Annotated in this window: 24 protein-coding genes; 12 read left to right on the top strand and 12 right to left on the bottom strand. The window is 72.4% G+C overall.

Annotated features, from left to right (window positions below):
* Positions 1 to 7 precede the first annotated feature (7 nt).
* Entirely contained in the window at positions 8 to 1,108 is a 1,101-nt protein-coding gene (locus ACFYUV_RS42170; protein WP_387679481.1) for a JmjC domain-containing protein, read from the bottom strand.
* A complete protein-coding gene (locus ACFYUV_RS42165; RefSeq protein ID WP_387679478.1) occupies positions 1,105 to 2,172 on the bottom strand; it encodes a hypothetical protein in 1,068 nt (355 codons plus the stop codon). The genes ACFYUV_RS42170 and ACFYUV_RS42165 overlap by 4 nt, the downstream gene beginning before the upstream one ends.
* 457 nt (positions 2,173 to 2,629) lie before the next feature.
* Between ACFYUV_RS42165 and ACFYUV_RS42160 the strand changes: the two genes are divergently transcribed.
* The 3 genes from ACFYUV_RS42160 (at position 2,630) to ACFYUV_RS42150 (ending at position 4,255) form a co-directional block, all read left to right on the top strand.
* Positions 2,630 to 2,908 carry a hypothetical protein gene (locus tag ACFYUV_RS42160; protein ID WP_387679475.1) on the top strand — a complete coding sequence of 93 codons (279 nt, stop codon included), beginning with the start codon at positions 2,630 to 2,632 and terminating at the stop codon, positions 2,906 to 2,908.
* Positions 2,905 to 3,846, top strand: coding sequence for a hypothetical protein (locus tag ACFYUV_RS42155; RefSeq protein ID WP_387679472.1), 942 nt, complete (start codon positions 2,905 to 2,907; stop codon positions 3,844 to 3,846). Before ACFYUV_RS42160 ends, ACFYUV_RS42155 begins: the two co-directional genes overlap by 4 nt.
* Before the next feature lie 121 nt (positions 3,847 to 3,967).
* Positions 3,968 to 4,255: a hypothetical protein gene (locus ACFYUV_RS42150; protein ID WP_387679471.1), complete on the top strand. Its 288-nt coding sequence runs from the start codon at positions 3,968 to 3,970 to the stop codon at positions 4,253 to 4,255.
* A gap of 98 nt (positions 4,256 to 4,353) precedes the next feature.
* On the opposite strand, the gene ACFYUV_RS42145 is transcribed toward ACFYUV_RS42150, so the two are convergent.
* From ACFYUV_RS42145 to ACFYUV_RS42135, 3 genes are all read right to left on the bottom strand, one after another.
* Positions 4,354 to 5,160, bottom strand: coding sequence for a type II CAAX prenyl endopeptidase Rce1 family protein (locus tag ACFYUV_RS42145; protein WP_387679469.1), 807 nt, complete (start codon positions 5,158 to 5,160; stop codon positions 4,354 to 4,356).
* 118 nt (positions 5,161 to 5,278) lie between these two features.
* The gene (locus tag ACFYUV_RS42140; RefSeq protein ID WP_387679466.1) at positions 5,279 to 5,635 is read right to left on the bottom strand and encodes a YdeI family protein; all 357 of its coding nucleotides are present in this window, start codon (positions 5,633 to 5,635) and stop codon (positions 5,279 to 5,281) included.
* Positions 5,636 to 5,640: 5 nt separating this feature from the next.
* Positions 5,641 to 6,054 (bottom strand): VOC family protein, encoded by a 414-nt coding sequence (locus ACFYUV_RS42135; protein WP_387679463.1) that lies wholly within the window; start codon positions 6,052 to 6,054, stop codon positions 5,641 to 5,643.
* Positions 6,055 to 6,148: 94 nt separating this feature from the next.
* On the opposite strand from ACFYUV_RS42135, the gene ACFYUV_RS42130 reads away from it, so the two are divergent.
* Entirely contained in the window at positions 6,149 to 7,075 is a 927-nt protein-coding gene (locus ACFYUV_RS42130) for a helix-turn-helix transcriptional regulator (RefSeq protein WP_387679460.1), read from the top strand.
* 6 nt (positions 7,076 to 7,081) lie between these two features.
* On the opposite strand, the gene ACFYUV_RS42125 is transcribed toward ACFYUV_RS42130, so the two are convergent.
* Together ACFYUV_RS42125 and ACFYUV_RS42120 are read right to left on the bottom strand one after the other, a co-directional pair.
* The gene (locus ACFYUV_RS42125; protein ID WP_387679457.1) at positions 7,082 to 7,528 is read right to left on the bottom strand and encodes a GNAT family N-acetyltransferase; all 447 of its coding nucleotides are present in this window, start codon (positions 7,526 to 7,528) and stop codon (positions 7,082 to 7,084) included.
* A 26-nt stretch (positions 7,529 to 7,554) separates the two neighbouring features.
* Complete coding sequence (locus tag ACFYUV_RS42120) at positions 7,555 to 8,427, bottom strand: winged helix-turn-helix transcriptional regulator (protein WP_387679454.1); 873 nt, start codon at positions 8,425 to 8,427, stop codon at positions 7,555 to 7,557.
* 52 nt (positions 8,428 to 8,479) lie between these two features.
* Between ACFYUV_RS42120 and ACFYUV_RS42115 the strand changes: the two genes are divergently transcribed.
* Positions 8,480 to 9,751, top strand: a complete 1,272-nt coding sequence (locus ACFYUV_RS42115; RefSeq protein ID WP_387679452.1) for an MFS transporter — start codon at positions 8,480 to 8,482, stop codon at positions 9,749 to 9,751.
* Between the two features lie 57 nt (positions 9,752 to 9,808).
* A complete protein-coding gene (locus ACFYUV_RS42110; RefSeq protein ID WP_387679450.1) occupies positions 9,809 to 10,699 on the top strand; it encodes an SMP-30/gluconolactonase/LRE family protein in 891 nt (296 codons plus the stop codon).
* Here ACFYUV_RS42110 and ACFYUV_RS42105 read toward each other — a convergent pair.
* The gene (locus tag ACFYUV_RS42105; RefSeq protein WP_387679448.1) at positions 10,665 to 11,582 is read right to left on the bottom strand and encodes a LysR family transcriptional regulator; all 918 of its coding nucleotides are present in this window, start codon (positions 11,580 to 11,582) and stop codon (positions 10,665 to 10,667) included. The genes ACFYUV_RS42110 and ACFYUV_RS42105 overlap by 35 nt on opposite strands.
* A 79-nt stretch (positions 11,583 to 11,661) precedes the next feature.
* Between ACFYUV_RS42105 and ACFYUV_RS42100 the strand changes: the two genes are divergently transcribed.
* A complete protein-coding gene (locus ACFYUV_RS42100; protein ID WP_387679445.1) occupies positions 11,662 to 12,867 on the top strand; it encodes an MFS transporter in 1,206 nt (401 codons plus the stop codon).
* Between the two features lie 18 nt (positions 12,868 to 12,885).
* Here ACFYUV_RS42100 and ACFYUV_RS42095 read toward each other — a convergent pair whose 3' ends face one another.
* On the bottom strand, positions 12,886 to 14,469 hold the full coding sequence (locus tag ACFYUV_RS42095; RefSeq protein WP_387679442.1) for a Coagulation factor 5/8 type domain-containing protein: 1,584 nt from the start codon (positions 14,467 to 14,469) through the stop codon (positions 12,886 to 12,888).
* A 309-nt stretch (positions 14,470 to 14,778) separates the two neighbouring features.
* Here ACFYUV_RS42095 and ACFYUV_RS42090 point away from each other — a divergent pair, with 309 nt between their 5' ends.
* From ACFYUV_RS42090 to ACFYUV_RS42075, 4 genes are all read left to right on the top strand, one after another.
* On the top strand, positions 14,779 to 15,489 hold the full coding sequence (locus tag ACFYUV_RS42090) for a hypothetical protein (protein WP_387679439.1): 711 nt from the start codon (positions 14,779 to 14,781) through the stop codon (positions 15,487 to 15,489).
* A gap of 173 nt (positions 15,490 to 15,662) precedes the next feature.
* Positions 15,663 to 16,157 carry a sigma-70 family RNA polymerase sigma factor gene (locus tag ACFYUV_RS42085; RefSeq protein WP_352355860.1) on the top strand — a complete coding sequence of 165 codons (495 nt, stop codon included), beginning with the start codon at positions 15,663 to 15,665 and terminating at the stop codon, positions 16,155 to 16,157.
* The gene (locus ACFYUV_RS42080; protein WP_387679436.1) at positions 16,154 to 16,861 is read left to right on the top strand and encodes a zf-HC2 domain-containing protein; all 708 of its coding nucleotides are present in this window, start codon (positions 16,154 to 16,156) and stop codon (positions 16,859 to 16,861) included. Before ACFYUV_RS42085 ends, ACFYUV_RS42080 begins: the two co-directional genes overlap by 4 nt.
* Positions 16,862 to 16,878: 17 nt before the next feature.
* On the top strand, positions 16,879 to 17,727 hold the full coding sequence (locus ACFYUV_RS42075) for a PHP domain-containing protein (protein WP_387679433.1): 849 nt from the start codon (positions 16,879 to 16,881) through the stop codon (positions 17,725 to 17,727).
* A gap of 90 nt (positions 17,728 to 17,817) precedes the next feature.
* On the opposite strand, the gene ACFYUV_RS42070 is transcribed toward ACFYUV_RS42075, so the two are convergent.
* On the bottom strand, positions 17,818 to 18,414 hold the full coding sequence (locus tag ACFYUV_RS42070; protein WP_358289401.1) for an alpha/beta hydrolase: 597 nt from the start codon (positions 18,412 to 18,414) through the stop codon (positions 17,818 to 17,820).
* Between the two features lie 103 nt (positions 18,415 to 18,517).
* On the opposite strand from ACFYUV_RS42070, the gene ACFYUV_RS42065 reads away from it, so the two are divergent.
* Positions 18,518 to 19,708 (top strand): aromatic acid exporter family protein, encoded by a 1,191-nt coding sequence (locus ACFYUV_RS42065; RefSeq protein ID WP_387679430.1) that lies wholly within the window; start codon positions 18,518 to 18,520, stop codon positions 19,706 to 19,708.
* A gap of 418 nt (positions 19,709 to 20,126) precedes the next feature.
* Here the strand turns inward: ACFYUV_RS42065 and ACFYUV_RS42060 are convergent, their stop codons facing one another.
* On the bottom strand, positions 20,127 to 20,495 hold the full coding sequence (locus ACFYUV_RS42060) for a hypothetical protein (protein WP_387679428.1): 369 nt from the start codon (positions 20,493 to 20,495) through the stop codon (positions 20,127 to 20,129).
* 101 nt (positions 20,496 to 20,596) lie between these two features.
* The gene (locus ACFYUV_RS42055) at positions 20,597 to 24,043 is read right to left on the bottom strand and encodes a tetratricopeptide repeat protein (protein ID WP_387679425.1); all 3,447 of its coding nucleotides are present in this window, start codon (positions 24,041 to 24,043) and stop codon (positions 20,597 to 20,599) included.
* Positions 24,044 to 24,126 lie beyond the last annotated feature (83 nt).

Raw genomic sequence — 24,126 nt, 5'->3', positions numbered from 1 at the left:
GCGCGCTTCACCCCACCTGTTCGACCAGGAGCAGCCCGGCCTTGACCAGCGCGTCGAGCCCGGCGTCGAGGTCGTCGTCCCCCAGCGGGATGCCCATGACGTCCTCGCGCCTGACGACCCGCCCCGCCGACCACGCCTTCACCCAAGGGGCGAGCCTGGCGTCGACGTTGAGCCGGACGCCGAGGCTCTCGATGGTGATCGTCTCCTCCTTGTACGTGACCAGCGGCGGGAAGCGGGCCGCCCACCGCAGGCCGGTGCCCGCGAAGGAGGCGCTCTGCACCGACCAGGGCAGCGACAGCCCCTCACGCCGTTCGAGTGACTGCGCGGAACGCAGTTCGCGCGCCTGGTGCACGTCCGTGGACAGCGAGGTCATCAGGGAGTCGAGCGCCACGGCGTCGTCAGGTCTGCGCTCGCCATGGCGGTTGGTCCACGCGTCCATCGCGGTCCTGGTCAGGTCCTCGGGAGTGGACAGGTGCACGCCGAACGTCCAGTGCAGGCTCGGCCCGATACCGGTGGCCTCGTGATCCCAGCGGCGCGGGATGTGCCAGACGTCGCCGGGGTGCATGTCCGCCTCCTCGATCAGCTTCGCGTCGGGCCCGGTGCCCTCCCAGATCCGCCAGCGTTTGCTGCCCTCGGCCTGGAAGATCACCGTGGAGTGCCCGTCGCAGTGGCGGCCGAACGCCGACTTCTCGGTCCAGCAGGCGTAGCCGTTCACCCAGGCGGGGTCGTCGGCGAAGTACTCGAACTGCTCGCGCAGGCGGGCGGGCCCCACGTGCAGACGATCGGCCCGGTTCGCGATGAGCGTCGCGCCCGACCGCAGGTACTCGATCATCGGGCCGTAGCGCCAGTTGCGGTGCACGATGTCGCCGCCGTCGATGCGGGTGCTGATGTAGCTGCCCGGATAGGCGATCGGGTCCGCGGACAACCGGATCATCAGCGGCTCGATCGTGGTCGTCTTCATGAGGTGGTCGACGACGCGCCAGCCGAGCGAGGACTCCCAGGAGTGCTCCCGCGAGACCCGGCCCTTCAGCAGTTCGTGACCGAACGACTTGCGCCAGACGGTCTCCCCGCCCAGCGCTTCGACGATGATGTCCCAGGACAGTGTCATTGTGGTGTCCCAACGCTCCGAAGGACGCCTACCTGGATCAACGCCCGCACGGCGGCTCTCAGCTCCGGCGTGGCGGCCGCGTCGCCGAGCTCGTCCTCGCCGACGAGGGCTCCCGGCTGTAGCAGGCCGGCCAGATCGCCCAGGTCGACGGTGAGTTCCCGTCCCATGGCGAAGACGCTCCTGCCTGTGGTGATGATCGGTAAGCGGGTGACTTTGTACGGCGGGCCCAGATCGACGGCTCTGCGGGGGAAACGCGGCGGCGTGCCGTACCCGCTGGAGCGGAGCAGTCGCGCCAGGCGTTCCGCGGCCCGTTCGACGCCGTCGCCCGCGAGGGCGGCGCGGAAGGCGTCCAGCGGATCGGGCTCGTGGCGGCGGCGCATCTGGTGGAGCAGCGCCTCCGTCGCGGTCTGCGCGGGGTCCTCCGGATAAACCGTGAGCCCCAGCAATGTCGATGGGCCGTCATTGCGGAAGATGTGAAACATCCCCGCGGGAATCAAGAGGAAATCGCCCGGCGCCAGACGGACGCTTTCCGCCGCCGGAAGAAGCGGCTCGGCGTCGAGCGTTCTCGGCCGCCCGTTGCCGAGCGCGGAAAGGCTCGACCGCGACCACGTCCAGGCCGTTTTGCTCGCCGGGCCGAGATTGAAGATGAAGGAGGGCTCGGGGTCGGTGTGCACCCCGAAAGGAGTGGGACCGGCGCTGGCGACGAAGCAGTACCAGTCGATTCCTCGCGTCAGCGGGACGCCCGCCTCCGCGAGCGGGACGACGAAATGCGAGTAGAGCAGTTCGCCGAATTCCGCGTCCCACGATTCCATGCCGTTGGCGGCGAGGCAGATGTCGGTCTTGCCGCCCTGCTCGAAAAGCCAGGAGTGGATGTCGTGCGCACGGGAGAAGGCGCCCGACATCAGCCGCTCCGAGGCGTCGTAGTCGAGGGCGGCCCCGCGGAAGGCCCGCATCGTGGGCAGGTCCGCGTCGTCCTCGTCCACCCGGGTGGTGGCCGCCGCGACGGCGTTCAGGAGCAGGTCGGTGAGGGCCTCCGGCCTGGTGATCAGGCCGGGGACGTGCACGCGCTCGGTGAATCCGGGCGCGTTGCGCTCGCAGAGCTCCCGCCACTTCCCCTCGTCCAGCACGTTTCAGACCTCCGGAAGATTTCTGCGGCCGGTGGGCGCAAGACCCCGTTCCCTCGCGACGGACGGAAGGAGGTCTTGCGCCGTCGGCTCAGGACGCCTGGAAGGCGCCCGTCGCTACATTCGGATGACGTCCTGGGGGACGTCGTCTCCGTTCAGGAGATGCCGGGAAGGGCCCGGATCGGGCCGATCCCGGTCGCGGCTCACCGTCAGTGGCCGACATCCTGCTCGGGCCGCATCCACAGCTGACGGCCCTGAGCGGTGGAAGTCGAGTCCTCGAACACGATGATGTCCGAGATGTCGACCACGGCCATGGGCGAGTCGTTACGCGACGGCGTTTCCATTGATGCTCCTCTCGTTGTCGTGGGAGACGCGACGCAATTCCGTCTCGATCTCCGTGAACCAGTGGGACAGGAGTGCGATCATCCTGTGCGCTGATCAGCTTGGGGCGATCACTGGAACGAACCTAACGACAGCCGATATGGATCCGCTTTCGCTGCGCTTTGAATCGCCTTTTCCGGCAAATGTGACGAGTGGGGGATCAGGCGCGCCCGCCGACGAGCCACATCGGGTCGCCAACCGGCTGGAGCCGCTGTTCGACCTTCACCTTCGTGTCGCGGCAGCCTTGCAGCAACCAGGAACGTCCGGTCCGGGCCGTTCGTCGTTCATTGCGTGACCCTCTCCCCGGAACTTGACGAACGGCTGCGCGAGGCGTTCGCCAGGATGCACCGCGCCGAACACGTCCGGCGGCTGCGCGGGAGCGCCGCGCGGCAGATCGCGGACGTCCGTGACACCCTGAAGGGCCTGGAGTCCGAGCTGGCCGACGAGGAGCGCGACGTCGCCCGGCTGGAGGGCGGGCTGTCCGCCGTCCTGTCCCGCCTGCTGGGCGACCGGGAGGAGCGGCTGGCACGCGAGCGCGCCGAGGTGGTGGTGGCCAGGGAACGCGTGGACGGTCACCGCGCCCGGCTCGCGCAGCTCGAAGCCGACGTGGCGGCGGCCGACGCCGAGCTGGCCGTGCTCGACCCCGCCTCCCGCGAGTACGCGCGGCTGCTGGTCGAGAAGGAGCAGCAGATCGTCCGGAGCGGCGATCCGCGGGCGCGGGAGCTGGCCGACCTCGGCGCCGCGCTCGACCGGCTGAGCGCCGAGGTGCGTGAGTGCGACGAGGCCCACCGGGCGGGGCAGGGCGCGCACGAGGCGCTGGCCGTCGTCCTGCGCCTGCTCGACTCCGCCAGGACGGCCTCCACCTTCGACGTGTTCGGCGGCGGCCTGATCGCCGACGCCTTCGAGCACGACAGGCTGACCAGCGCCGACAAGGCCGCCTGGCACGCCCAGCGAGCTCTGGACGTCTTCTCCCGCGAGCTGGCCGACACCGGGATCGCGTCCCGGCCGGTGATGCCCAAGGTGGACACGCGGTGGTTCGTGGACGCCTTCTTCGACAACATCATCAGCGACGTGCTCAAGCATCAGCGCATCGAGAAGACCAGGGCCGAGGTGCAGAGGCTGGCGCAGTGGGTGCGCGAGACCAGGGCGCATCTGAAGGGCCGGCGCGGCCAGTTGCTGGCCGAGCAGTCGCGGCTGCTGACCAGGCGCGAGCAGCTGCTGCGTCCCGAGTAGCCGCTCGTCGAGCGTCACCGATCACTGTCGTCACGAACAGTAGTCAAAAAACTACAAAAAGTGAATGATGGCGAGGACGCCGGCGCCACGGCGCCGTACCTCAAGGGACAGGAACGCGCTCATGCTCCGTACCACGACCAGCCTGACCGGCCTCGCCACCGCCGCCGCACTCGTCCTGAGCCTGGCGACCCCCGCCTCGGCCGCGACCGGCACCCTCTACATCAACCGGGCGCAGTACGACGACCCCAGCGGCTGCTACACCTCCGACAGCGCGAACCCCTTCGTCTACAACCGGACCAACGAGCTCGCCATCGTGTTCCTCCGGCCGGGCTGCGAGGGGCCGGTGACCGGGACGGTGCCGCCGAACGACGGCCAGGAGATCGTCGGCACCAGCGTGTTCATCCGGTAGGGAAGCCGGTAGGGAAGCCGGTAGGGGAAAACGTCCGGCCACGGCCCCGCGGCGTTGTGCGGGGTCGTGGCCTTCGTCGTTCCGGGGAAGGGGGCGGCTCACATCGAGGCGGCGCCGGAGGCGAGGGCGACGATGCCGACGACGGTCATCAGGAGCGTGGTGCCGGGGTGCATGGTGATCGAGATGCGGATGTCCTGCTTCTTCCAGGCCAGCCAGACGCCGGGGTAGAGGAAGACGAGCTTCGACAGGACCGTCCAGGGGGCCCAGAAGTGGTACACGGAGAACAGGAGGGTGTTGAAGATCGGGGCCCACTTGCCGAGCTGCGGCAGGCGGGGCAGCAGGAAGCCGCGGAAGTAGTACTCCTCGATGAGCGGCAGGGTGAAGCCGGTGAACGGCCCGCAGACGATCAGCGTGGTGAGCACGACCGCGTGCGGGTAGCCCTGGAGGTAGGTGGTGCCGTCGGGGCCGGCGCCCTGGTAGTCCACCCAGGTGAAGAACCAGTCGTAGACGAGGTTGTCCAGCGGGGTCAGCGCGAGCGAGACGACGGTCATCCACACCAGGCACGCGCCCCCGAGCCACATGACCTTGCGGCGCGTGAGCGGCTTGTCGCGGTAGCGGACGACGCCCTTCATCGTGAAGCGGCCGGTCTGCTTCCTGCCCAGCCACAGCAGGAACAGCTGGAGCGGGAAGAGCACGATCGCGAGGGCCATGGCCCAGGCCGCGAAGATCGGCGCGCCCATCGCCCGCACCAGCGGGGCGGCGACGAACGCGTACACGGCCACGATGGCCGCGCCGGGCACCAGGTGCAGTGCGATGGAGAGCGGGACGGAGTGACGGTCCGCGAGGAGCTTCGCGACGAAGCCTGTCGGGTGGGCGCCGGCCGGGGGCCGCGTTGCTGTGTCCATGTCGGCAATCGTGGCCGGGCGACCCGACACGGCCCTGACATCGTTCTGACACGGCTTCGAGCCCCGTGAAAGGCGCGCGTCACGAGGGGGCGGAGCGCCCCTGCCGAGCGGGAAGGCGTCAGGCGGGCCAGCGGCCGGTGGTCTTGGCGGCCTCGATCGCGGCGTGGCCCGCCGGGCGCATCCGGCCGGCCGCCGTCAGCGCCTCGGCCTTGGCGACGTTGATGGCGGACCAGGGGCTCCGGCGGGCGCGCGGCGAGTAGCGCTGGAGGTAGAAGTCGCCGTCGAAGGCCCTGCGGTGGCTGTCGATCCAGCCGTGGCACAGCGCTTCGTCCAGGGCCTCGTCGAGGGTGACGGTGGTCGCGGCGCTGTTCTTCTTGGCGATCAGCAGCCAGACGTCGGCGGCCGTCCCGTGGTGCTCGGTGAGCCAGGACCTCCAGGCGGCGGCGTCGTCCAGGCGCAGGGCGTCGTCGGTCATCGTGGTCAGCCCTTCCGGCTCGCGAGGATGTTCAGGTAGTGGTGGTTGATCATGATGCCGAGGATGTTGCCGAAGGGGTCGCGGACGGAGGCGGTGGTGAAGCCGGGGCCGCGTTCGGTGGGCTTGTCGTAGGGGGTGGCGCCCATCTCCAGCAGCCGCTGCCAAGTGGCTTCCAGGTCGTCGACGGCCCAGTAGACGATGGCGCCGCCGTCTTCGGCGCTCCGGCTCCGCGGGGCGAAGCGGGCGTCGATGATGCCGAGTTCGTGCTGGTAGTCGCCGACGCGGAACTCCACGTAGACGGGGTCGCCCTGTTCGGGGCGCTGGAAGTAGGCGGGGATGCCGAGGAGGTCGGCGTACCAGTCGCGGGCGGCGGCGACGTCGTGGGCGTAGAAGCTGATGGTGGTGAGTCCGCGGAGCATGTCCTCGCGCCTTTCGTTGCGGTGGCTTGTGAGATCGATGCTGCCAGGCAAAGTGCTCATCGAATGAGCACTTTTTCTGGCATCGTCGGAAGACGTGAGAGCGGATCGACTGGTGGCCGTCCTGCTGCTGATGCAGGCGCGCGGACGGGTGACGGCGGCGGACATCGCCGCCGAGATGGAGGTCTCGGTGGCCACGGCGCGCCGTGACCTGGAGGCCCTGTCGGCGGCGGGCATCCCCGTCTACCCGCAGGCCGGGCGCGGCGGCGGCTGGGCCCTGCTCGGCGGCGCCCGCACCGACCTGTCCGGGCTCAAGGCCTCCGAGGCCAGGGCGCTGTTCCTGCTGCTCGGCCCGGCTGCGGCCATCGCGCCCGAGGCCAAGGCGGCGCTGCGCAAGCTCGTACGCGCCCTGCCCTCGACGTTCCGGCAGGAGGCCGAGGCGGCGGCGGACGCCGTCGTGGTCGATCCGGCCCGCTGGGGCGAGCACCGCCGTACCCGGCCCGCGCTCGTCAACCTGCTGGAGGACGCGGTGGTCCGGCGCCGGAAGGTCCGCCTCACCTACTCAGGACGGGAGCGCGTCGTCGCGCCGTACGGCCTCGTCGACAAGGACGACACCTGGTACCTGATCGCCGGCACCCCCGACGGGCAGCGGACCTTCCGCGTCGACCGGGTCACCGACGCCGAGGTCACCGACGACCCGGCCGAACGCCCGGCGGACTTCGACCTCGCGACGGCCTGGGACGAGGTCGTCACCGCGATGGAGGCCCGCCGCGCGACGACCACGGCCACCGCGACCATCGAGCCCCGCTACCTGCGCGTCCTGCGCGACCGCTTCGGCCGCCACTGCGAGGTGATCTCCCACGGGGAGCGGGTGCGCGTCACGCTCACCGCGCCGACCGCGCTGGACATCGCCCGCCAGCTCGCGGGCTGGGGCGACCTCGTCGTCGTGGAGGGCCCGGAGTCCGTCCAGCGGGAGCTGACGAAGCTGGCCGCGCAGCTCACAACGCTGTACGGCGGGGGCTGACGGCCCCTACCGGGCGGTGTCGCGGCGGTAGGTGTAGAGGATGAGGCCCTCGTGGAACCTGCCGATCTTGTCGTACAGGGCGCGGGCCTGGGCGTCTTCGAGGGTGTTCCAGTAGAGGCTGGGGTAGCCGTGGTCCTTTGCGTCGCGGGCCACCCACTCGATCACCGCCGTCGCGATGCCCCGCCGCCGGAACGCGGCGTCCACGAACAGGTCCGCCATGTAGCACCTCCCGGCATACCAGACGCTGGCGTGGAAGAGGTAGTGCGCGATGGCCACCATTTCGCCGTCCAGGCGGGCGGTGATCCCGCGGGTCTGCTCGTCGTCGATCAGGCGCCGCCAGGTCCGTTCGTAGGCGTCGTCGTCGCGTTCGGTGTCGAAGTAGGCGTCCTGCCCGCGGGCCAGCACTTCCCAGCGGGCGCGGTCGGGTTCGGTCAGGAAGTCGATCTCCAGCATGGCGCCATCCTGCCGCAGGCCGGCGGTCAGCGGTCGCGGACGAGGGCGAGCATCTCGTCCACCGAACCGGCCGGATCGGTGATCGGGAACTGCACGGCCCGGACGACCGCGCCGGGGTCGACCAGCAGGGTGAGGCGCTTGAGGCGGTCGACGCCGGCCGTCCGGAAAGTCGGCAGCAGCAACCCGGCGGCGAGCCTGTCGTTCTGGTCGGACAGCAGGGGAAAGGGCAGCTTCGCGTGCGTGACGAACGCGGCCAGCTGGTCGGGGCGCTGGGTGCTCACGCCGCGGATCGTGGCGCCCGCCGCCTCGAAGTCGGCGAACCGTGACGCGTAGGTGAGAGCCTCCAGGGTGCAGCCCGTCGTGCCGGGGATGTCGGCCCAGCCGGGCGGGTAGTCCTGGGCGCCCGGGGCGAACGCGCCGGGGAAGAAGTAGAGCACCGTCCAGGCGCCCGGCGCGCTGGGCGCGACCAGCTCGCCGTCGTGGCGTTCCAGCAGGACGCCGGGGATCTTCCGGCCGACCAGCTCGTGCACGCGACGGCTCTCGGCGGAGCCGTTCTCGCTGGTGGCGGTCAGGGCGCCGTCGCCCATCACGTGCCGCACGCCCCAGTCCTGGAGGGCGATGAGCGCCGGCAGCAGACCTTCGCCCTTCGCCGTCAGCACGTAGTCGTGGCGCGGAGGGCGGGTGGAGTAGGGCCGCCGTTCGAGCACGCCGTGTTCGACCAGCTTGGCCAGGCGTTCGGCCAGGGCCCGGCGGCTGACGCCGAGCTCGCGCTGGAGGCCGTCGAAGCGGGTGGTGCCGCCCGCGATGTCGCGTACGACCAGGAACGTCCACCAGTCGCCGATCACGCCGAGGGCCTGCGCGATGCCGCAGTCGGAGTCGGGGAGATCGGCGCGCTTCACGGGCTCCAGTATAGTGCGTTCCATTCTGGAACTTACTTGGCGGAGGTGCGGGATGGGGATCGACGGCGGAGGTGGCGCGGCCGTCTTCTGGCGGTGGTGGACGGCCGGCACGACCAGCGCGGTCGGCTCGGCGGTCGGCGCGGTGGCGTTACCGCTGACCGCCCTGACCGTGCTCGACGCCTCCGCGTTCGAGATGGGCGTGATCGCCGCCGCCGCTTACGTCGCCTGGATCGTGATCGGCCTGCCAGCCGGGGTGATCGTGCAGCGGCTCCCGATGCGGACGGTGCAGGTCGCCGCCGACCTGGCGCGCGCGGCGGCCATCGTGTCCATCCCGGTGGCCTGGTGGCTGGACGAGCTGACCATCGCCCAGCTGGTGATCGTGGCCTTGGTGACCAGCTTCGCGAACGTGCTCTTCGACGTCGCCAACGCGACCTTCCTGCCGTCGATCGTGAGCAAGGAGCAGTTGCAGTCCCGCAACAGCCTGACCTCCGGCACCCACGCCACCACCCAGCTCGGCGGGCCGTCGGTCGGGGGGCTCGTCGTCCAGGTGCTCGGGGCGGTGCCCACCCTGCTCGTGGACGCCGTCAGCTACCTCGTCTCGGCCCTGCTGCTGCGGACCCTGCCCGAGCGCCGTCCCGAGACCCCCGATCGCTACCCGCCGATGCGCGAGATGATCCGCGAAGGCCGGCGGTTCGTCGTGCGTCACCCGGTCATGGGGCCGTGCATGTGGGCCGCCACCGCGGTGAACACGGTCTGCGGGGCGCAGCACGCGCTCTACGCGCTCTACCTGGTCCGCGAGCTGCACGCCGAGCCCGGCCTGGTCGGCCTGCTGCTGGCGGTGGAGGGCGTCGGCACGCTGATCGGCGCGGCGGCGACCAGCCGGCTCACGGCCCGGTTCGGCACCGCCCGTACGCTGGTCGGCGCGGGCTTCGTCGTGGTGGCCGGGGCGCTGGTCATCCCGCTCGGCGACGGCTGGCCGGGCTTCGCCGCGTTCGCCGTCGGCAACGTGGTGTTCGCCGCCGGGGTGGTGGTGCTCAGCGTGGTGACCCGGACGTACCGGCAGCTCGCCAGCCCGCCCGAGCTGCTGTCCCGGGTGATGGCCACGGTCCGCTTCGTCTCCTGGGGCGCGATCCCGGTCGGCGGGCTGGTCGCGGGGATGATCGCCGGGCTGCTCGGCGCGCGGGCGACCCTGTGGATCTTCGTCGTCGCGGCCGTCTGCGTGCCGCTGGTCCTGCTGGCCTCGCCGATCCGGCGCCTGCGCGACCTCACCGACCATCAGGGGAGCGAGGAGAGCCCCGGCGCGCATGGTGTGCCGATCGCATGATGATTCGCGGAAGTGGCGGTGACGTCATGGCGATCTTGCGGCGTCAGGATCACAGCCATGAAGCGCATCCCCCTCTTCCTCTCCACCGCCGCGCTGCTGACGCTGGTCGCCACGCCGGCCCAGGCCGCCGCACTGCGCCCGATCGTCGTGCAGCCGTACAGCGACCTCACCGAGGGCGTCACCGTCGCCCCGGACGGCACGATCTACGTCGGCCTGCTGACCAAGGGCGAGATCAGGAAGGTCGACAGCACCGGCACCGACAGCCTGCTGGCCGCCCTGCCCATCGGCGAGGGCAAGCTGAACGGCCTGGCCACCGACCGCCAGGGCAACGTCTACGCCGCGCTCAACTCCGGTGCGGCCGCCACCAACGGCATCTGGCGGATCACCTCCTACGGCGAGGCCAAGCTCTACGCCGCGCTGCCGATCGGCTTCGCCAACGGCCTGGCCTTCGGCCCCGACCACGCGCTCTACGTCACCGACACCACGAACAGCGTCGTCTACCGCGTGACCGACGGCAAGGCGGCGGTCTGGGCCAAGTCGTCGCTGTTCGTCGGCTCGGACGGCACCGGGGCGAACGGCATCGCCTGGCGTTCGGGCGCGTTCTACGTGGCCGTGTCGGACGAAGGACAGATCGTCCGCGTCCCGTACGGCAAGGGCGGCAAGGCGGGCGTGCCGACCGTGTACGTCAAGGACGCCAAGCTGGCCGGGGCCGACGGCGTGGCCTTCGACGTGCGCGGACAGCTCTACGTGCCGAGCTACACGGGCAACACCCTCAGCATCGTCCGCACCGGCGGAGGCGTGGAGGTGCTGGCCGACAAGCTGGACAGCCCGGCCAGCCTGGCCTTCGACGGTAAGGCGCTCTACTTCGTCAACATCGGCGGCAACGGCGCGCCCAGCCTGATGAAGACCAAGGTCAAGCTCCCGGGCCAGCCGCTGCTGCGCGGCTGACCCCGCTCCCGCCGCCGCCGGACGGCGGGCCGATCAGACCGAGGAACGCCGTGGCCGCCGCGGACGGGTGGGCGCCCCAGATCAGGTGCTCCACCCGTGCCGGGGCGTCGCGGAGCCGGACGAGGCCGAGGTTCGGGAAGCGGGGGGCGTAGGCGGCGGGGAGCAGGCCCACGCCGAGGCCGTGCCGGACGAGATCGACCATGAACTCGGCGGAGGTGACCTCGAAGGCGACCTCGCGGTGGACGCCGGCCGCCGCGAACGCCACGTCCGACTGGATGCGCCCGGCGTGACCGGCGCGGAAGTCGATGAACGGCTCGTCGGCGAGGCCGCGCAGGTCGCTCTCGCCGCCCGCGAGGGGGTGGTCCGGGGCGACGACGGCGACCAGCTCGCCCCGGGCCAGCGGGCGGCTCCGGACGGCCTTCGGCTCCGCGCGGGTCGGCAGGCCGAGGAAGGCGACGTCCGTCTCGCCGCGCCGGACGCGTTCGATCAGGTCTTCGCTGCCGGCGGAGACCAGCGTGATGCGCACCCGCGGGTGCCGGCGGCGGAACTCCTTCAGCACGACCGGCAGGTCCACGGCGGAGACCGTCGGGATCGAGCCGACGGCGAGCCGCCCGCGGATCTCCCCGCTGGCCGCCGCGACGTCGGTCCGCACCCGGTCGGCGGCCTCCAGGCAGTCGCGGGCCGCGGGCAGGAACGCCTCCCCAGCCGCGGTCAGCCGCACGCGGCGGCTGGTGCGCTCGAACAGCCGGGCGCCCAGCTCCCGCTCCAGGGCGGCGATCTGGTGGCTGAGCGCCGACTGCACGACCCGGCAGCGCTCGGCGGCCCGGGTGAAGTTGCTGGTCTCGGCGACGGCGAGGACGTACCGCAGCTGTTGAAGCTCCATGGATCAATCGTGTCAGACGATCGATCGCGATGAAAACTATGTGTTGGACTCATCGATGGAGTGTCGGCAGGCTGGTCGCATGACGCAAACTCTTTCTCCGCAGGCGACACGCTCCGCCTTCCGGGCGTGGGCGGGGGTCGCCGCGATCACGGCCAGCCTCTTCGTCTTCCTCACGACCGAGTTGATGCCGGTGGGGCTGCTGACCCCGCTCAGCGAGGATCTGGGCATCTCCGTGGGCGCGGCCGGGTTGATGGTGACGTTGCAGGGCGTGTCGGCCGGGCTGGGCGTGCCGTTCATCGTGGCGTGGTCGAGGCGGGTCAACCGGCGGGTGCTGTTGTCGGTCCTGCTGGCGGTGCTGGCCGTGGGCAACCTGGTGACCGGCATCGCGCCGAGCTACACGGTGATCTTGACGACGCGGCTCCTGCTGGGCTTCGCCAGCGGCGTGTTCTGGGCCATCGGCGTGAGCATGGCGATGCGGCTGGTCGAGGAACGGCACGCCAACCGGGCCGCCGCCGTCGTGATGTCCGGCATCTCGGTCGCCACCGTGGTCGGCATCCCGCTCGGCACCTTCCTGGAGAGCCTCACCGACTGGCGCACCACGTTCCTCATCTGGAGCGGGCTGAGCGGGCTGGTGTTCCTGGCGGTCGCCTCCGCGATCCCGTCGCTGCCGTCGGCGAACGCCGTCTCGGTCCGCGAGGTGTTCGGGCTCCCGCTGCGGAACGTGCCGCTGCGCATGGTGCTGTTCACGGTGGTGCTGTTCGTGCTCGGCCACTTCGGGGCCTACACCTTCGTCCGGCCCTTCCTGGAGGCCAACGCGGGCGCCTCGCCGCTGCTGGTGACCGGGGTGCTGATGGTGTTCGGGGTCGCCGGCGCGATCGGCAACTTCGTCGCCGGGCACACCGTGAGCCGCAACCTGCGGGGCAGCTTCGTCGTCGGCGCCGCGGGGCTCGTGACGGCCATGCTGCTGCTGCTCGCGCTCGGCGGCAGCGCCACGGGGGCGATCGTGGCGCTGGTCGTCTGGGGGCTGTCGTTCGGGGTGGTGCAGCTCGCCCAGGTCAACATGACGCTCGCCGCCGCGCCGGAGACCTTCGAGGCGGCCATGTCGCTCAACACGATGGCGTACAACACCTCCATCGCGCTCGGCGCGCTCTTCGGCGGGCTGTTCGCCGACAACGTCGGCGTCACCAGCGTCGTGTGGTTCGGCGTGGCGCTGACCGCGGCCTCGCTGCTGCTCAACCTCGCCACCGGCCGGCGGACCTCGCGGTCCGTCCAGCCGGTCGCGTGAACGACGGGGACGCCCGCCTCACGGCAGTCGCCGCGCGGCGGTCGCCTCCCAGGTCCGCAGGTACGATTCCGCGCCGCTCGCCAGGTCACGGACGATGTCCTGACCGGCGAGCAGGCGCATGTCCTCGATCCAGTCGGGGACCAGGCCGTAGTTGGCCACGCCGTCGACGTTGACGTCCCAGACCCGCTGGCCGGTGCGCTGGCGGTCGAGGCGCACGCTCCCGTCGAAGGACGTGAACGGGTACGTCACCGGGTTCGCGGCGTTGCCCGCGCGCGGGGCGGGCAGGCGGCCCATGCCGTTGACGTCCAGGCCGTAGCCGTATCCCACGTTGTACTGCTGCCGCAGCGGCGCGGTGCGCCGCCACTCCGCGACGAAGTCCGGGGAGTTGTGGCCGTACTGGGTGATCATGCCGCCGAGGGCGTAGATCCGGCTGAAGAAGCCGGGGTCGGCCCAGCTGTGGGAGGAGATCACGCCGGGGTAGCGGGCCGCCTCCAGCAGGCCGAGCGTCTGGGCCGCGGCCTTCACGCTCATGTGGTCGATCTCCACCATCATGCCGCGCCGGATCAGGCCCTGGACCATGTACGTGCCGAGCGAGGTCAGCCCCCGGGTGTTGCAGTGGGGCGCCGGCGGGTACAGCGGCAGCGAGACGCCCGGCGGCAGCAGCCGCGCGATCTGGTCGGGCAGCACGCCGGCCGGGTCGATGGTGTTGTCGTGCTCGGGTCCTGTGCAGGTGCGGGCCTGCCAGAACGAGCCGGTGGACAGCAGGTTGCCGACGTTGACGATCGCGCCCTGGGTGCCGGAGTCGAAGCGCACGCCGCACAGCGCGTTGTCGTACTTGTGGCAGACGAACATGCTGCGCACGCCGAGCGCGTACATCTCGTCCAGGCCCCGGTCGATCTGGGACTTCGTGCACTGCGGGATGCCGAGGATCTGCCGGCAGCCGAACGGCTCCGACGTCTCGATCCCGAGGACGACGGCCAGCTTGCCGGCCGCGGCCACGCTCCTGGCCTCGGCGGGGTCGTTCACGAGGCGGAACCAGCCGCGCCCGGGGCCGCCCGACTCGGCGTCGATGTGGTCCTGCAGCTCGCGGGCCCGCTGGGCCTGCAGGCGGATGGACGTCATCTCGTCGCAGGAGTACTTCTTCAGCGGGTAGATGGCGCACAGCTGCCGGTTGGCCACCAGGTCGTTGACCAGCACCCGGAGCCCGCCGCGCCAGGCGCGCTCGACCCAGGTGTAGTACGCCTGCTGGTGGGTCAGCGAGTCGTTGGCCGGCCAGTCGCGGAAGGTCGGCCAGCCCACCGGGTCGTGGGTGCCGGTGGGCTTGCCGGTCCTGGTGAAGTTCTCGTACCAGGCCAGCTCGCCGTTCGGGTAGTGGTCGGGGCAGTCGGTCAGCGCGTGCTCGATGCCGTCGGGGTCGAACGGCTTGCCGCACATGAGCATGCCGCCGAACGTCTCGTACGAGAACAGGTGGCTGTGGCCGTCCACGAAGCCGCTCACGGCGGCGGCGGCGTGCGCGGCGGCGGTCGGGACGGACGGCGCGACCAGCGCGCCGGTCAGGAGAAGGACGGCTGCGGCCGCCCGGCGGATGAGACGGTGGAACACGGGACCACCTCCCAGGCTGCGGTACCGGGGTCGCCGCAAGCATCCACCGCCGGAAGGGTCCCGGCAAGACCGAACATGAGCTGATCTCATCTAAATCCGCGACCGAAATGTCAGGCGCCCACGTCGTCGGCCAGGCGGCCGAGGCAGGCGCCGAACCGCCGCCGGTCCGCCTCCTCCCAGGACGCGGCCTTCCTCGCCCGGCTCGGCGCTTCACGGCCGTTCCATGAGATTTCCGCATGGGAGCCGTTGAACCCGGCCAGCGCGGGACGGCGTACACCCTGACGACGGGCACCGAGCCGGAGGACGGCGATGGACAGTCAGGGATGGGGTGGCGGGCTGGCCCTTCGGCCGCGCGACTACCTGGGCATGGGTGAGCCGCTGGCCGACGTGGTCGCGGCGGCGGGGCCGTACGAGGGGGAGGCGCTGCACCGGCTCGCGCTGGGCACGGCCGCCACCATGGCCAGGCTGCATCTGACCGGGATCGCGGGGCTGCGGCTCGGGCCGCACAACGTGCTGGTCGGGCCGCTCGGCGAGGTGTCGTTCGCGCCCGGCCCGCGGAGCAGCGACCTGCCGCCGGCCGACGTGCGCGAGTGGGCCGACGTGATCGTCTTCGCCGCCGCCGGGCACACCGGGGCCGGGCACACCGGGGGCGGGCACGCCGCCGCCGGGCACGCCGGGGGCGGCGACGACCTCGGCCGGTTGCCGGCCCCGCTGCGCGGACTGGTCGAGCGGTGCCGCCGGCCGGACCCGGCCGCCCGGCCGACGGCGATCGAGCTGGTGCGCGTCCTGCTCGGGCACGCGGCCTCCGCCCGGCACGCCTCGGTGCGCGACCTGCTGCGCGAGGCCGAGGTCTGGGCCGGTCCGCACGAGCCGGCACGTCCGGAGGCACATCTGGAGGCACGTCCGGAGGCACATCTGGAGGCGCGTCCGGAGGCACGTACGGAGGCATGTACGGAGGCACGTTCGGAGGTGCGGCCGCGAGCGGCGGGTCGGCACGGGCGTGCGTCATCGGGAGAATGATCAGCTTTTTAGCGATGAATCAACAGGTGGGGGGATTGATGCAAATCCCGTATCTTGTTCCTCGCCCGTGCTAGGGCAATAATTCAATATCAGTAGTTATCCGGGCGACATTTCATGATGTACGCAGCGCGAGGAGTCGCCGCGTGAATCATCGTGTGACCGACGAGGCCATGGTGCGGGCCCTGTACCGCGAATACGGGTCCCCGCTGATGGCCTTCGCCGTGCGGCTGACGGGCGGCGACCGGCGCTGGGCGGAGGACGTCGTCCAGGAGACGCTGGTACGCGCCTGGCGCAACCTGGGGGACCTGCGGACCGACAACGGCTCGTTGATGCCCTGGCTGGCCACCGTGGCCCGCCGGGTCGTGATCGACGACCGGCGCCGGGCCGGCACGCGTCCCCTCGACACCGTGGAGGAGGTCCCGGAACGGGCGAACGCCGTGGCCGCCGAGGACGACCGGCTGCTGCGCGAGATCGTGGTGACCGACGCCATGCTCTCGTTGTCGCCGGCGCACCGCCAGGTGCTCACGGAGACCTTCCTGCGCGATCGCACACTGCAGGAGGCCGCGGAGACGATCGGCGTGCCCGTGGGCACGGTGAAGTCCCGCGTGTACTACGCGATGCGGGCGTTACGCATCGCATTGGAGGAAAGGGGGGTGGGGCTCCCGTGAACGAAGTGCACCACGAGGACGTGGCGGCGTACGCGCTGGGCCTGCTGGACGACGACGAGCGCAACGCCTTCGAACGCCACCTGCACGGCTGCCCGAGCTGCGCCGGCGAGGTCGGCGCGTTCGCGGCCATGGGGGAGCTGATGCGCGACGTCGACCCCGACGACCTGCGCGCCGGACCGGTCGATTCAGAACTGGACTCCCCGGTCGAGTCGCTGCTGGTGCGCCGGGCCGCCGTGGAGCGCCGCCGCCGCACCCTCCACCGGGGGCTCATGTCGGCCGCCGCGTGCTTCCTCGTCGCGACCGGCGTCTTCCTCGCCGTCAACGCGGCGACCTCGGGCCCCAACCCCGACAGCGTGCACAGCCCCGCCCGCGCCCTGCTCATGACCGGCCGCACCTACCCGGTCAACGACCCCGCGACCGGCGTGTCCGGCGTGGTGGGCGTCGAGGACAAGGGCTGGGGCACCCACGTGGCGCTGGAGCTCAAGGGCGTCAAGGGGCCGCTGAAGTGCCGGCTGGTGGCCTTCGGCGACGACGGCCGCTCGGAGACCGTGGCGAGCTGGGGCGTGCCCGACAAGGGGTACGGCGTCCCGGGCGCCCCCGACCCCCTGCTGCTGCACGGCGGCACCAGCCTGACCCAGGACGACCTCAACCACTTCACCATCGAGACCCTGGACGGCCGCATCCTCGCGACCGTGCAGGTGTGACCGCCTACCATCGAGCGATGCGCATCGACCTGCACAGCCACAGCACCGCCTCCGACGGCACGCAGCCGCCGGCCGACGTGGTGCGCCGCGCCCGCGAGCGCGGCCTCGACGTGCTCGCGCTGACCGACCACGACACCGTCGCCGGGCACCGCGCGGCCGTCGAGGCGCTGCCCGAGGGCCTGACGCTGGTGCCGGGCATGGAGCTGTCGTGCCGGCGGGCCGGGCAGAGCATCCACCTGCTCGCCTACCTCTTCGACCCCGCCGACCCCGAGCTGCTGGCCGAGTGCGAACGCATCCGCCGGGCCCGCGAGGAACGCGGCAGGCTGACCGTCGAGCGGCTGGTCGAGCTCGGCGTGCCGATCACCTGGGAGCAGGTGGCCGCGGTGGCCGGCGACAGCCCGGTCGGACGGCCGCACATCGCCCGCGCCATGGTCGCCGCGGGGGCCGTGGCCGCGCCGGAGGAGGCGTTCACGCCCGAGTGGATCGGCGCGGGCGGCCGCGCGCACGTCACCCGCTACGCCCTCGACCCCGTACGCGCGGTGCGCCTGGTGCGGTCGGCCGGCGGGGTGCCCGTGCTGGCCCATCCGAAGGCGGTCCGGCGCGGCGAGGCGGTGCCCGACGAGTGGATCGCCGAGCTGGCCGCGGCCGGGCTCTTCGGCGTGGAGGCCGACCACCTCGACCACGACGACGAGGCCCGCGCCCACCTGCGCCGCCTCGCCGCCGGGCTCGGCCTCGAAGTGACCGGGTCGAGCGACGACCACGGCGAGCTGACCGGCCACCGCCTGGGCTGCGAGACCACCGACCCCGAGGTCTACGCGCACCTGCTCGCCGAGGCGAAGGGCGCCGCACCGATCGCGGGCCGTTGAAAGCCGCACCCGTCACGGGCCGTTGAAGGCCGTACCGATCGCGGGCCGTTGTAAGCCGCGCCCATCAGGGGCCGTTGAAAGCCGCACCGATCACGGCGCGTTGAAGTACGTGGTGAACCAGTCGCGGGCGTGTCCGGCGACGCTCTCCAGCGCGCCCGGCTCCTCGAACAGGTGGGTGGCGCCGGGCACGACGGTCAGGCGGTGCTCGGCGCTCAGGTGCCGCTGCGCCTCCTCGTTCAGGTCGATCACGATCGGGTCCCGGCCGCCGACGATGAGCAGCGTGGGCGCGCGCACCGCGGCCAGCCGCTTCCCGGCCAGGTCGGGCCGCCCGCCGCGGGAGACGATCGCCGCGATCCGGTTGTCCGGCTCGGCCGCCGCCCACAGCGCCGCCGCCGCGCCCGTGCTGGCGCCGAAGTAGCCGATCGGCAGCCCCGCCGCCTCCTCGTGCCCGCGCAGCTCCTCCGTACGCTCCAGCAGCCGTCCGGCCAGCAGCGCGATGTCGAACACGTTGGCCCGGTCGGCCTCCTCCTCGGGCGTGAGCAGGTCGAACAGCAGCGTCCCCAGGCCGGCCTTGTTCAGCACCTCGGCCACGTACCGGTTGCGCGGGCTGAGCCGGCCGCTGCCGCTGCCGTGCGCGAACACCACCACCCCCCGGGCGGCGTCAGGGACGACCAGGTCGCCGGTCATGCTTCACCTCCGACGGGCGCGCTGCCCCGCTGCGCCACAACCTTGCCGCTACCCAGGCACGGCGACCTCTATTCACCGCTCGAATGGGCATTGACCTGGGAGTATGGACAAGGAGCCGGGGCGCAAGCAGCAGAGCGCCGGCGCGCCGCTCGGGCGGATCTTCTCGGGCGCGGCGGCCGGGCTCGCGCGCCTGCGCGCCCAGGGGTTCCGGCAGTGGCTGGGGGCCGAGCGGGAGGCGTTCGCCCAGACGGTCAAGGTGACGCTGGCCTGCGTGTTCGGGTGGTGGCTCGCCACGTTCGTGCTGAAGGTGCCGCTGCCCGTGCTGGTGCCGATCGGGGTGCTGCTCACGGTGTCGGCGACCGCCTACAGCACGGTCGTCCGCGGGTTCCAGCAGGTCGGGGCGGTCGTGGTCGGGGTGGCGGCGGCGTCGGGGCTGATCTGGCTGATGGGCGTCAACGCGCTGACGCTGGGCCTGCTGGTGGCGGCCGGGCTCGTGCTGACCCGGCTGCTCAACCTGCCGGCCCAGAACGTGCAGATCCCGATCACCGCCCTGCTGGTGCTCTCGCTCGGCCGCACGTACGGCTTCGCGCGCCTGGCCGACGTCCTGCTCGGCGCGGCCATCGGCATCGCGGCGAACCTGCTCATCCTGCCGCCGCGCTTCGTCGAGCACGCCGCCAGGGAGTTGTGCGACATGTCGGCCGAGCTGGCCGACCTGGCCCAGGACATGGCCGACGGGCTGAGCGGCCACTGGACGGAGGACATGGCCCGCGACTGGCTCGACCGCGCCCGCGAGCTGTCCCAGCGCCTGGAGGAGACCAAGGACACCGCCGACCAGGCGGCCGAGTCCCTGCGCCTGACCTTCCGCCGGCGCCGCCGCTACGACCGGCGGCTGCGCCAGTCGGCCGAGGCCGCGACCTGCCTCGACCACGCCGGACACCAGCTCAGGAGCATCGCGCGCGGGCTGGTGGACCTGGTCGCCGGCGCCCGCGGCCTGCCCGGCGAGAAGGCCGCCGACCTGCCCGAGCCCCTGGCCGGCGAGCTGCGCGCGCTGTCGCGCATCTTCCGCGACTTCGGCCTGATCCAGGTGGGCAAGGCCGCGTCCAGGGACATGGCGAACCTGTGCGCGGCCCTGCGCGAGGGCGAGCACCAGCAGCGCCACCTGGCCGCCGAGCTGGCCGGCTCCCCGCCCAAGGGCCCCCTGTGGCCCCTGTACGGCGCCCTGCTCGACGACTGCGCCAGGATCCGCCACGAGTTCGACCCCGACACCGGCCCCCACCAGTCCGCCTTCCCCTGACCCCCGCCCCGGCCGCCATCGCCCTGCCTTCCCCTGACCCCGACACCCGCCGCCACCAGCCCGCCTTCCCCCGGTTCCGCCCGCGGGCCCGCGGACCGTGTCATGATCCCCTCGTGATCGACGCGGAGACCGGCTGGTATTTCATGCACGCCTCGATCAAGGGCGTGGTCCTGACCGACGACGGCGTCCTGCTCTGCAGGAACCCCAGGAACGCCTGGGAGCTGCCCGGCGGCTGGCCCGACCGGGCCGGTCGAGCCGCGTGTCAGCGAGGAGCACAGCGACCTGCGCTTCTTCCCCGTCGACCGGCTGCCCGACGACCTCGAAGCCGGCTACGAGCCGCTGATCAGGGCGGCCGTCGGCGCGTGGCGCGAAGACGGCGGGACGCCACCGCGAAGGTGACGGCCCGCCGCGCCCCCGTTCAGGCCAGGAGCAGCGCGGAGACGAACTGGAGCAGGTGCCAGGCCACGTACGCGGCCAGCGAGCAGAACGCCCACTCCTTGCTCCTGCTCACCCGCGCCACCCAGACCAGCACCTCCACCGGTTCGGACCGCGGCCTGACCGCCCGTGCCGCGAAGTAGGCCGCCATCAGCCAGGCCGCCCCCGACGCGGTGAGCAGCCCGACGGACAGGGCGAGCAGCACCCCCGGCCCCGCCGGCGGGTCACCCGGCGAGAGCTGACGGGTCCAGGCCGCCAGCACCCCGGCCAGCAGGCCGAGCGTGACCCGCCGATCCCTGCGCGCCTGTCGCTTGAGTGACTGCAGGTCTCGACGCATCTGGTGCTTGAGCATCCGGATCACCTCCGTGTCGTCGCTGGTGGCACCAGCTAACGAGAAGGCGCGGAGAAGATCTGCGACCTCACTTCCGAGATTTCCCGACTTTTAGCGGTCTTTCAGGAGAGCTCCCGCAGCTCCTGCGCCGCCCGCCGGCCCTCGAAGACGTCCCCCACCTCGTCCAGCGTGCGCACCGCCTCGGCCAGATGGGCCACCGCCGCCTCGCGGTCCCCGAGCCTGGCGGTGATCAGGCCGAGCGCCCTCAGCGCGCATCCCAGGTCGCGCCGCGTCCCGCACTCCAGGTGCACGTCCCTGGCCTGCTTGGCGTGGACCAGCGCCTCCTCGGCCCGGTCCAGGTCGAGCAGCACCATGGCCAGCGTCGTGAGCGCCGCCCCCCACCGGTCCCTGGTGCCGGTCACGTGCTGCAGCTCGACGGTCTCCATGGCGTACTCCAGGGCCGCCGCGGGCTCGCCCGCCGCGTGGAGCGCGTGCGCGATCGACAGCAGCGCGCTGGCCCTGCTGTCGCCCGTCTCCTCGCGGACCGCCAGCGAGGCCCGCGCCGCCCGCACCGCCGGCTCGTGCCGCCCGAGCGACAGGTACGTGTAGGTCAGCGTCTCCTGCACGTCGGCCTCGGCTCGCCGGTTGCCCAGCCCCTGGACCAGGTCCAGCGCCTCCAGCGCGTACACGAAGGCCACCTGGGGCAGGCCCTGGCGGCGGCGCACCCGGGCCAGCCGGTTGAGCATGCGGGCCTCGACGGGCTCGTCGCGGATCACCCGGCTGATGACGAGCGCCTGGTTGAGATAGTCGTCGGCGCGCAGGTAGTCCGACAGCCGCCAGTGCACCACCCCGATGTCGCCGAGCGTCTCGGCCTTGCCCTGCTCGTGGTGGAGCTCGACCTGCACCGCGAGCGCCTGCTCGTAGCAGGCCAGCGCCTCGTCGTAGCGCGAGCCGTTGCGCGCGATGCGGCCCAGCGCGCACAGCGCCCGCCCGCACCCGTGCTGGTCACCGGTGGCCGTGTACCCGGCCAGGGCGCGTTCGGCGTCGCGGCGGGCGTCCTGCTGCAGCCCGAGCTGGTCGTAGATCTCGGCCAGGCAGAGCAGCGTCTCGGCCTCGGCGTGCTCGTCGCCCAGCTCGTGGCAGATCGACAGCGCCTCCAGGCCCTCCGACAGCGCCGCGTCGGGCTCGCCCAGGCTCCGCCGCACCCGGGCCGAGATGATCATGCTCTGCGCGGCGCCCCTGCGATCGCCCAGCTCCTCCCGTACGCGCCGCGCCTGGCCGGCGTACCGGAGCGCCAGATCGTTGCGCTCCTGCGACAGGTGCAGCCGGGCGAGCGTGTGCAGGCACTTCGCCACGCCGGGCAGGTCTCCGATCTCCCGGTGCACCTCCAGCGCCTCGCCCGCGCGGCGCAACGCCTCGTCCCTGTTGCCCGCGATGCCGTGCACCTCCGCCAGGTCGTTGAGCGCGCGGGCCAGCCCCGCGCGGTCGCCCAGCGAGGTGAAGTCGGCCAGCGCCTCGCCGATGAACCTGGCCGCCAGCGTGGACGGCCCGATGTCGCGGTGGATGGAGCCGAGGTGGCTGCGCATGAGCGCGACGGCCCGCCGGTCGCCCACCTGGATGGCCGAGGTCAGCCCGGCCTGCTGCACCTCCAGGTTGTTCTCGTAGTACCGCAGCCTCCTGAACGGCTCGAACACCGCCTCGGCGAGCCGCCAGGCCATCCCGTACGCCCCGCTCTCCTCGGCCAGCCGCACCGCCGAGACCAGCGACCGCCGCTCGGCCTCGAACCACTCGCGCGGCGTGTCCGGACCGGTCGCGACCGCCAGGTAGTGGTCGAGCAGCCGCACCCTGGCCTCGCGCACCCCCGCCTCGGCGTGCCGGCCCAGCTCCCTGGCCTGCCACTTGACCAGGTCGTGCACCCGGTACCGCGACCCGGGCAGCGGCTCCACCAGGTACGCCCGATGCAGCCCCTCCACCGCCGCCACGGCCTCGCCCACCGGCACGCCCAGCGCCGCCGCCAGTACCTCCGGCGCGAAGTCCCGCCCGGGAAGCAGCCCGACGTGCCGGAAGGCCCGCCGCTGCGCGGGGCTCAGCGACTCGTACGCCAGGTCCAGCGCCGACCTGAACGCCTCCTCCGGGTCCCCGGCCAGCGGCCGGTCCGGCGTACGCAGCTCCGCCGCCCGCGCCCGCACGCTCAGCCCCGGGTCCTCGGCCAGCTTGGCCGCCGAGATCCGCAACGCGTACGGATGGTACGAGCACACCCGGGCCAGCTCGGCCAGCGCGTCCCGGTCGGCGGCCCGCGGCGAGCCCTCGCCGAGCACCGACACCAGCAGCGCCACCGCGTTGCCCGGGTCGAGCACCGACAGGTCCATGAGGTCGGCGTGCCCGGTGGCGCGCAACGGCGCCATCCGAGTCCTGCTGGTCACCAGCACCACGCAGTCCTTGCCGCCCGGCAGCAGCGCCCGCACCTGGGCCGGGTCGGCCGCGTTGTCCAGGACGAGCAGCAGCCTGCGCCCGGCGATCCTGCTGCGGTAGAGCAGCATCAGCTCGGCCTCGTCGGAGGCCGGCATGTGCTCGCCGACGCCGAGCGAGCGCAGGATCTGCCCGAGCGCCTCGGCCGAGCTCATCGGCGGCTGGGTCGGCGAGTGGCCGCGCAGGTCGATCATGATCTGGCCGTCGGGGAACCGGTCGGCGTGCAGGTGGCCCCAGTGCGTCACCAGCGCGGTCTTGCCCACGCCGGTCAGGCCCTGCACGACCATGGTGTTCGTCCGCCGCGGCCGGTCCAGCCAGGCCGTGAGCAGGTCGAGGCTCTGCTGGCGGCCGGTGAAGTCGGACACGTCGGCGAGCAGCTGGCGCGGCTTCGGCAGCTCGCCGACCGGCAGCGGCCCGGCCTGCGCGCCCGGCCGCGTCAGGAACGGCGTCACCCGGCCGCGCCACGGCTCGGACAGGTGCTCCCAGGCCCCCGCGGCCTCGCGCAGCGCCACCGGGTCGGCGATCCGCAGCCTCCGGTACCCCAGCCGCACCAGCCAGCCGCGCCTGACCCACTGCGTGAGCTGCCGCTGCACGACGTCGGGCGCGCTGCCCACGAGGTCGGCCAGCGTGTCCCCGGACAGCGGCGGCGCGGCGGGGGAGGCCAGCTCGTACCGCTCGTCCAGGTGCAGCAGCCACACGGCCAGGCGGGCCGCGACCGGCGCCCGGGCCAGCGCCTCGTGCCTGCGGGCCGCCAGGTTCCTGGCGAACAGCTCCTGGACGAGCGCGGTCGCCACGGCCGGGCCCGCCGAGGCGTGCTCGCGTAACCGCCGCAGGTCGATGGGCCAGGCCCGGACGTCGGTCAGGGCGTCCACCTTGACGCGCTCGCCCGGGCTCCAGAAGGCCAGCTCGCCCACCAGGTCGCCGGGGCCGCGCAGGTCGTGCACGACCTCCCGGTCGCCGCCGGGGACGTGCTCGCGGGCGTACCCGTGGTCGATCAGGTGGACACGGTTGACCGGCCGGACCGGCGAGCAGATCAGCTCGCCGCGGCGGAAGAGGCGAGGGCTCGCGCCCTCGTCGACAAGTGACCTGAACAGACCCACGCCGCCACCACCACCAATCTTGGGGACGGCGGTGTCCTCGACATGACAGGTTGGAAACAGTCCCAACGACAAAGTGTCACATC

The sequence above is a fragment of the Nonomuraea sp. NPDC003560 genome, from assembly GCF_042878785.1.
Classification (GTDB): Bacteria; Actinomycetota; Actinomycetes; order Streptosporangiales; family Streptosporangiaceae; genus Nonomuraea.
The sequence above is the reverse complement of the archived record's forward strand: the minus strand, read 5'-3'. Positions and strand labels throughout refer to the sequence as shown.

What these genes read in the sequence shown, in the direction of transcription:
- ACFYUV_RS42170 (WP_387679481.1), bottom strand. Translation starts at nt 1,108, where the DNA reads ATGACACTGTCCTGGGACATCATCGTCGAAGCGCTGGGCGGGGAGACC.
- ACFYUV_RS42150 (WP_387679471.1), top strand. Translation starts at nt 3,968, where the DNA reads ATGCTCCGTACCACGACCAGCCTGACCGGCCTCGCCACCGCCGCCGCA.
- ACFYUV_RS42145 (WP_387679469.1), bottom strand. Translation starts at nt 5,160, where the DNA reads ATGGACACAGCAACGCGGCCCCCGGCCGGCGCCCACCCGACAGGCTTC.
- ACFYUV_RS42140 (WP_387679466.1), bottom strand. Translation starts at nt 5,635, where the DNA reads ATGACCGACGACGCCCTGCGCCTGGACGACGCCGCCGCCTGGAGGTCC.
- ACFYUV_RS42135 (WP_387679463.1), bottom strand. Translation starts at nt 6,054, where the DNA reads ATGCTCCGCGGACTCACCACCATCAGCTTCTACGCCCACGACGTCGCC.
- ACFYUV_RS42125 (WP_387679457.1), bottom strand. Translation starts at nt 7,528, where the DNA reads ATGCTGGAGATCGACTTCCTGACCGAACCCGACCGCGCCCGCTGGGAA.
- ACFYUV_RS42115 (WP_387679452.1), top strand. Translation starts at nt 8,480, where the DNA reads ATGGGGATCGACGGCGGAGGTGGCGCGGCCGTCTTCTGGCGGTGGTGG.
- ACFYUV_RS42110 (WP_387679450.1), top strand. Translation starts at nt 9,809, where the DNA reads ATGAAGCGCATCCCCCTCTTCCTCTCCACCGCCGCGCTGCTGACGCTG.
- ACFYUV_RS42105 (WP_387679448.1), bottom strand. Translation starts at nt 11,582, where the DNA reads ATGGAGCTTCAACAGCTGCGGTACGTCCTCGCCGTCGCCGAGACCAGC.
- ACFYUV_RS42100 (WP_387679445.1), top strand. Translation starts at nt 11,662, where the DNA reads ATGACGCAAACTCTTTCTCCGCAGGCGACACGCTCCGCCTTCCGGGCG.
- ACFYUV_RS42090 (WP_387679439.1), top strand. Translation starts at nt 14,779, where the DNA reads ATGGACAGTCAGGGATGGGGTGGCGGGCTGGCCCTTCGGCCGCGCGAC.
- ACFYUV_RS42075 (WP_387679433.1), top strand. Translation starts at nt 16,879, where the DNA reads ATGCGCATCGACCTGCACAGCCACAGCACCGCCTCCGACGGCACGCAG.
- ACFYUV_RS42070 (WP_358289401.1), bottom strand. Translation starts at nt 18,414, where the DNA reads ATGACCGGCGACCTGGTCGTCCCTGACGCCGCCCGGGGGGTGGTGGTG.
- ACFYUV_RS42065 (WP_387679430.1), top strand. Translation starts at nt 18,518, where the DNA reads ATGGACAAGGAGCCGGGGCGCAAGCAGCAGAGCGCCGGCGCGCCGCTC.
- ACFYUV_RS42060 (WP_387679428.1), bottom strand. Translation starts at nt 20,495, where the DNA reads ATGCTCAAGCACCAGATGCGTCGAGACCTGCAGTCACTCAAGCGACAG.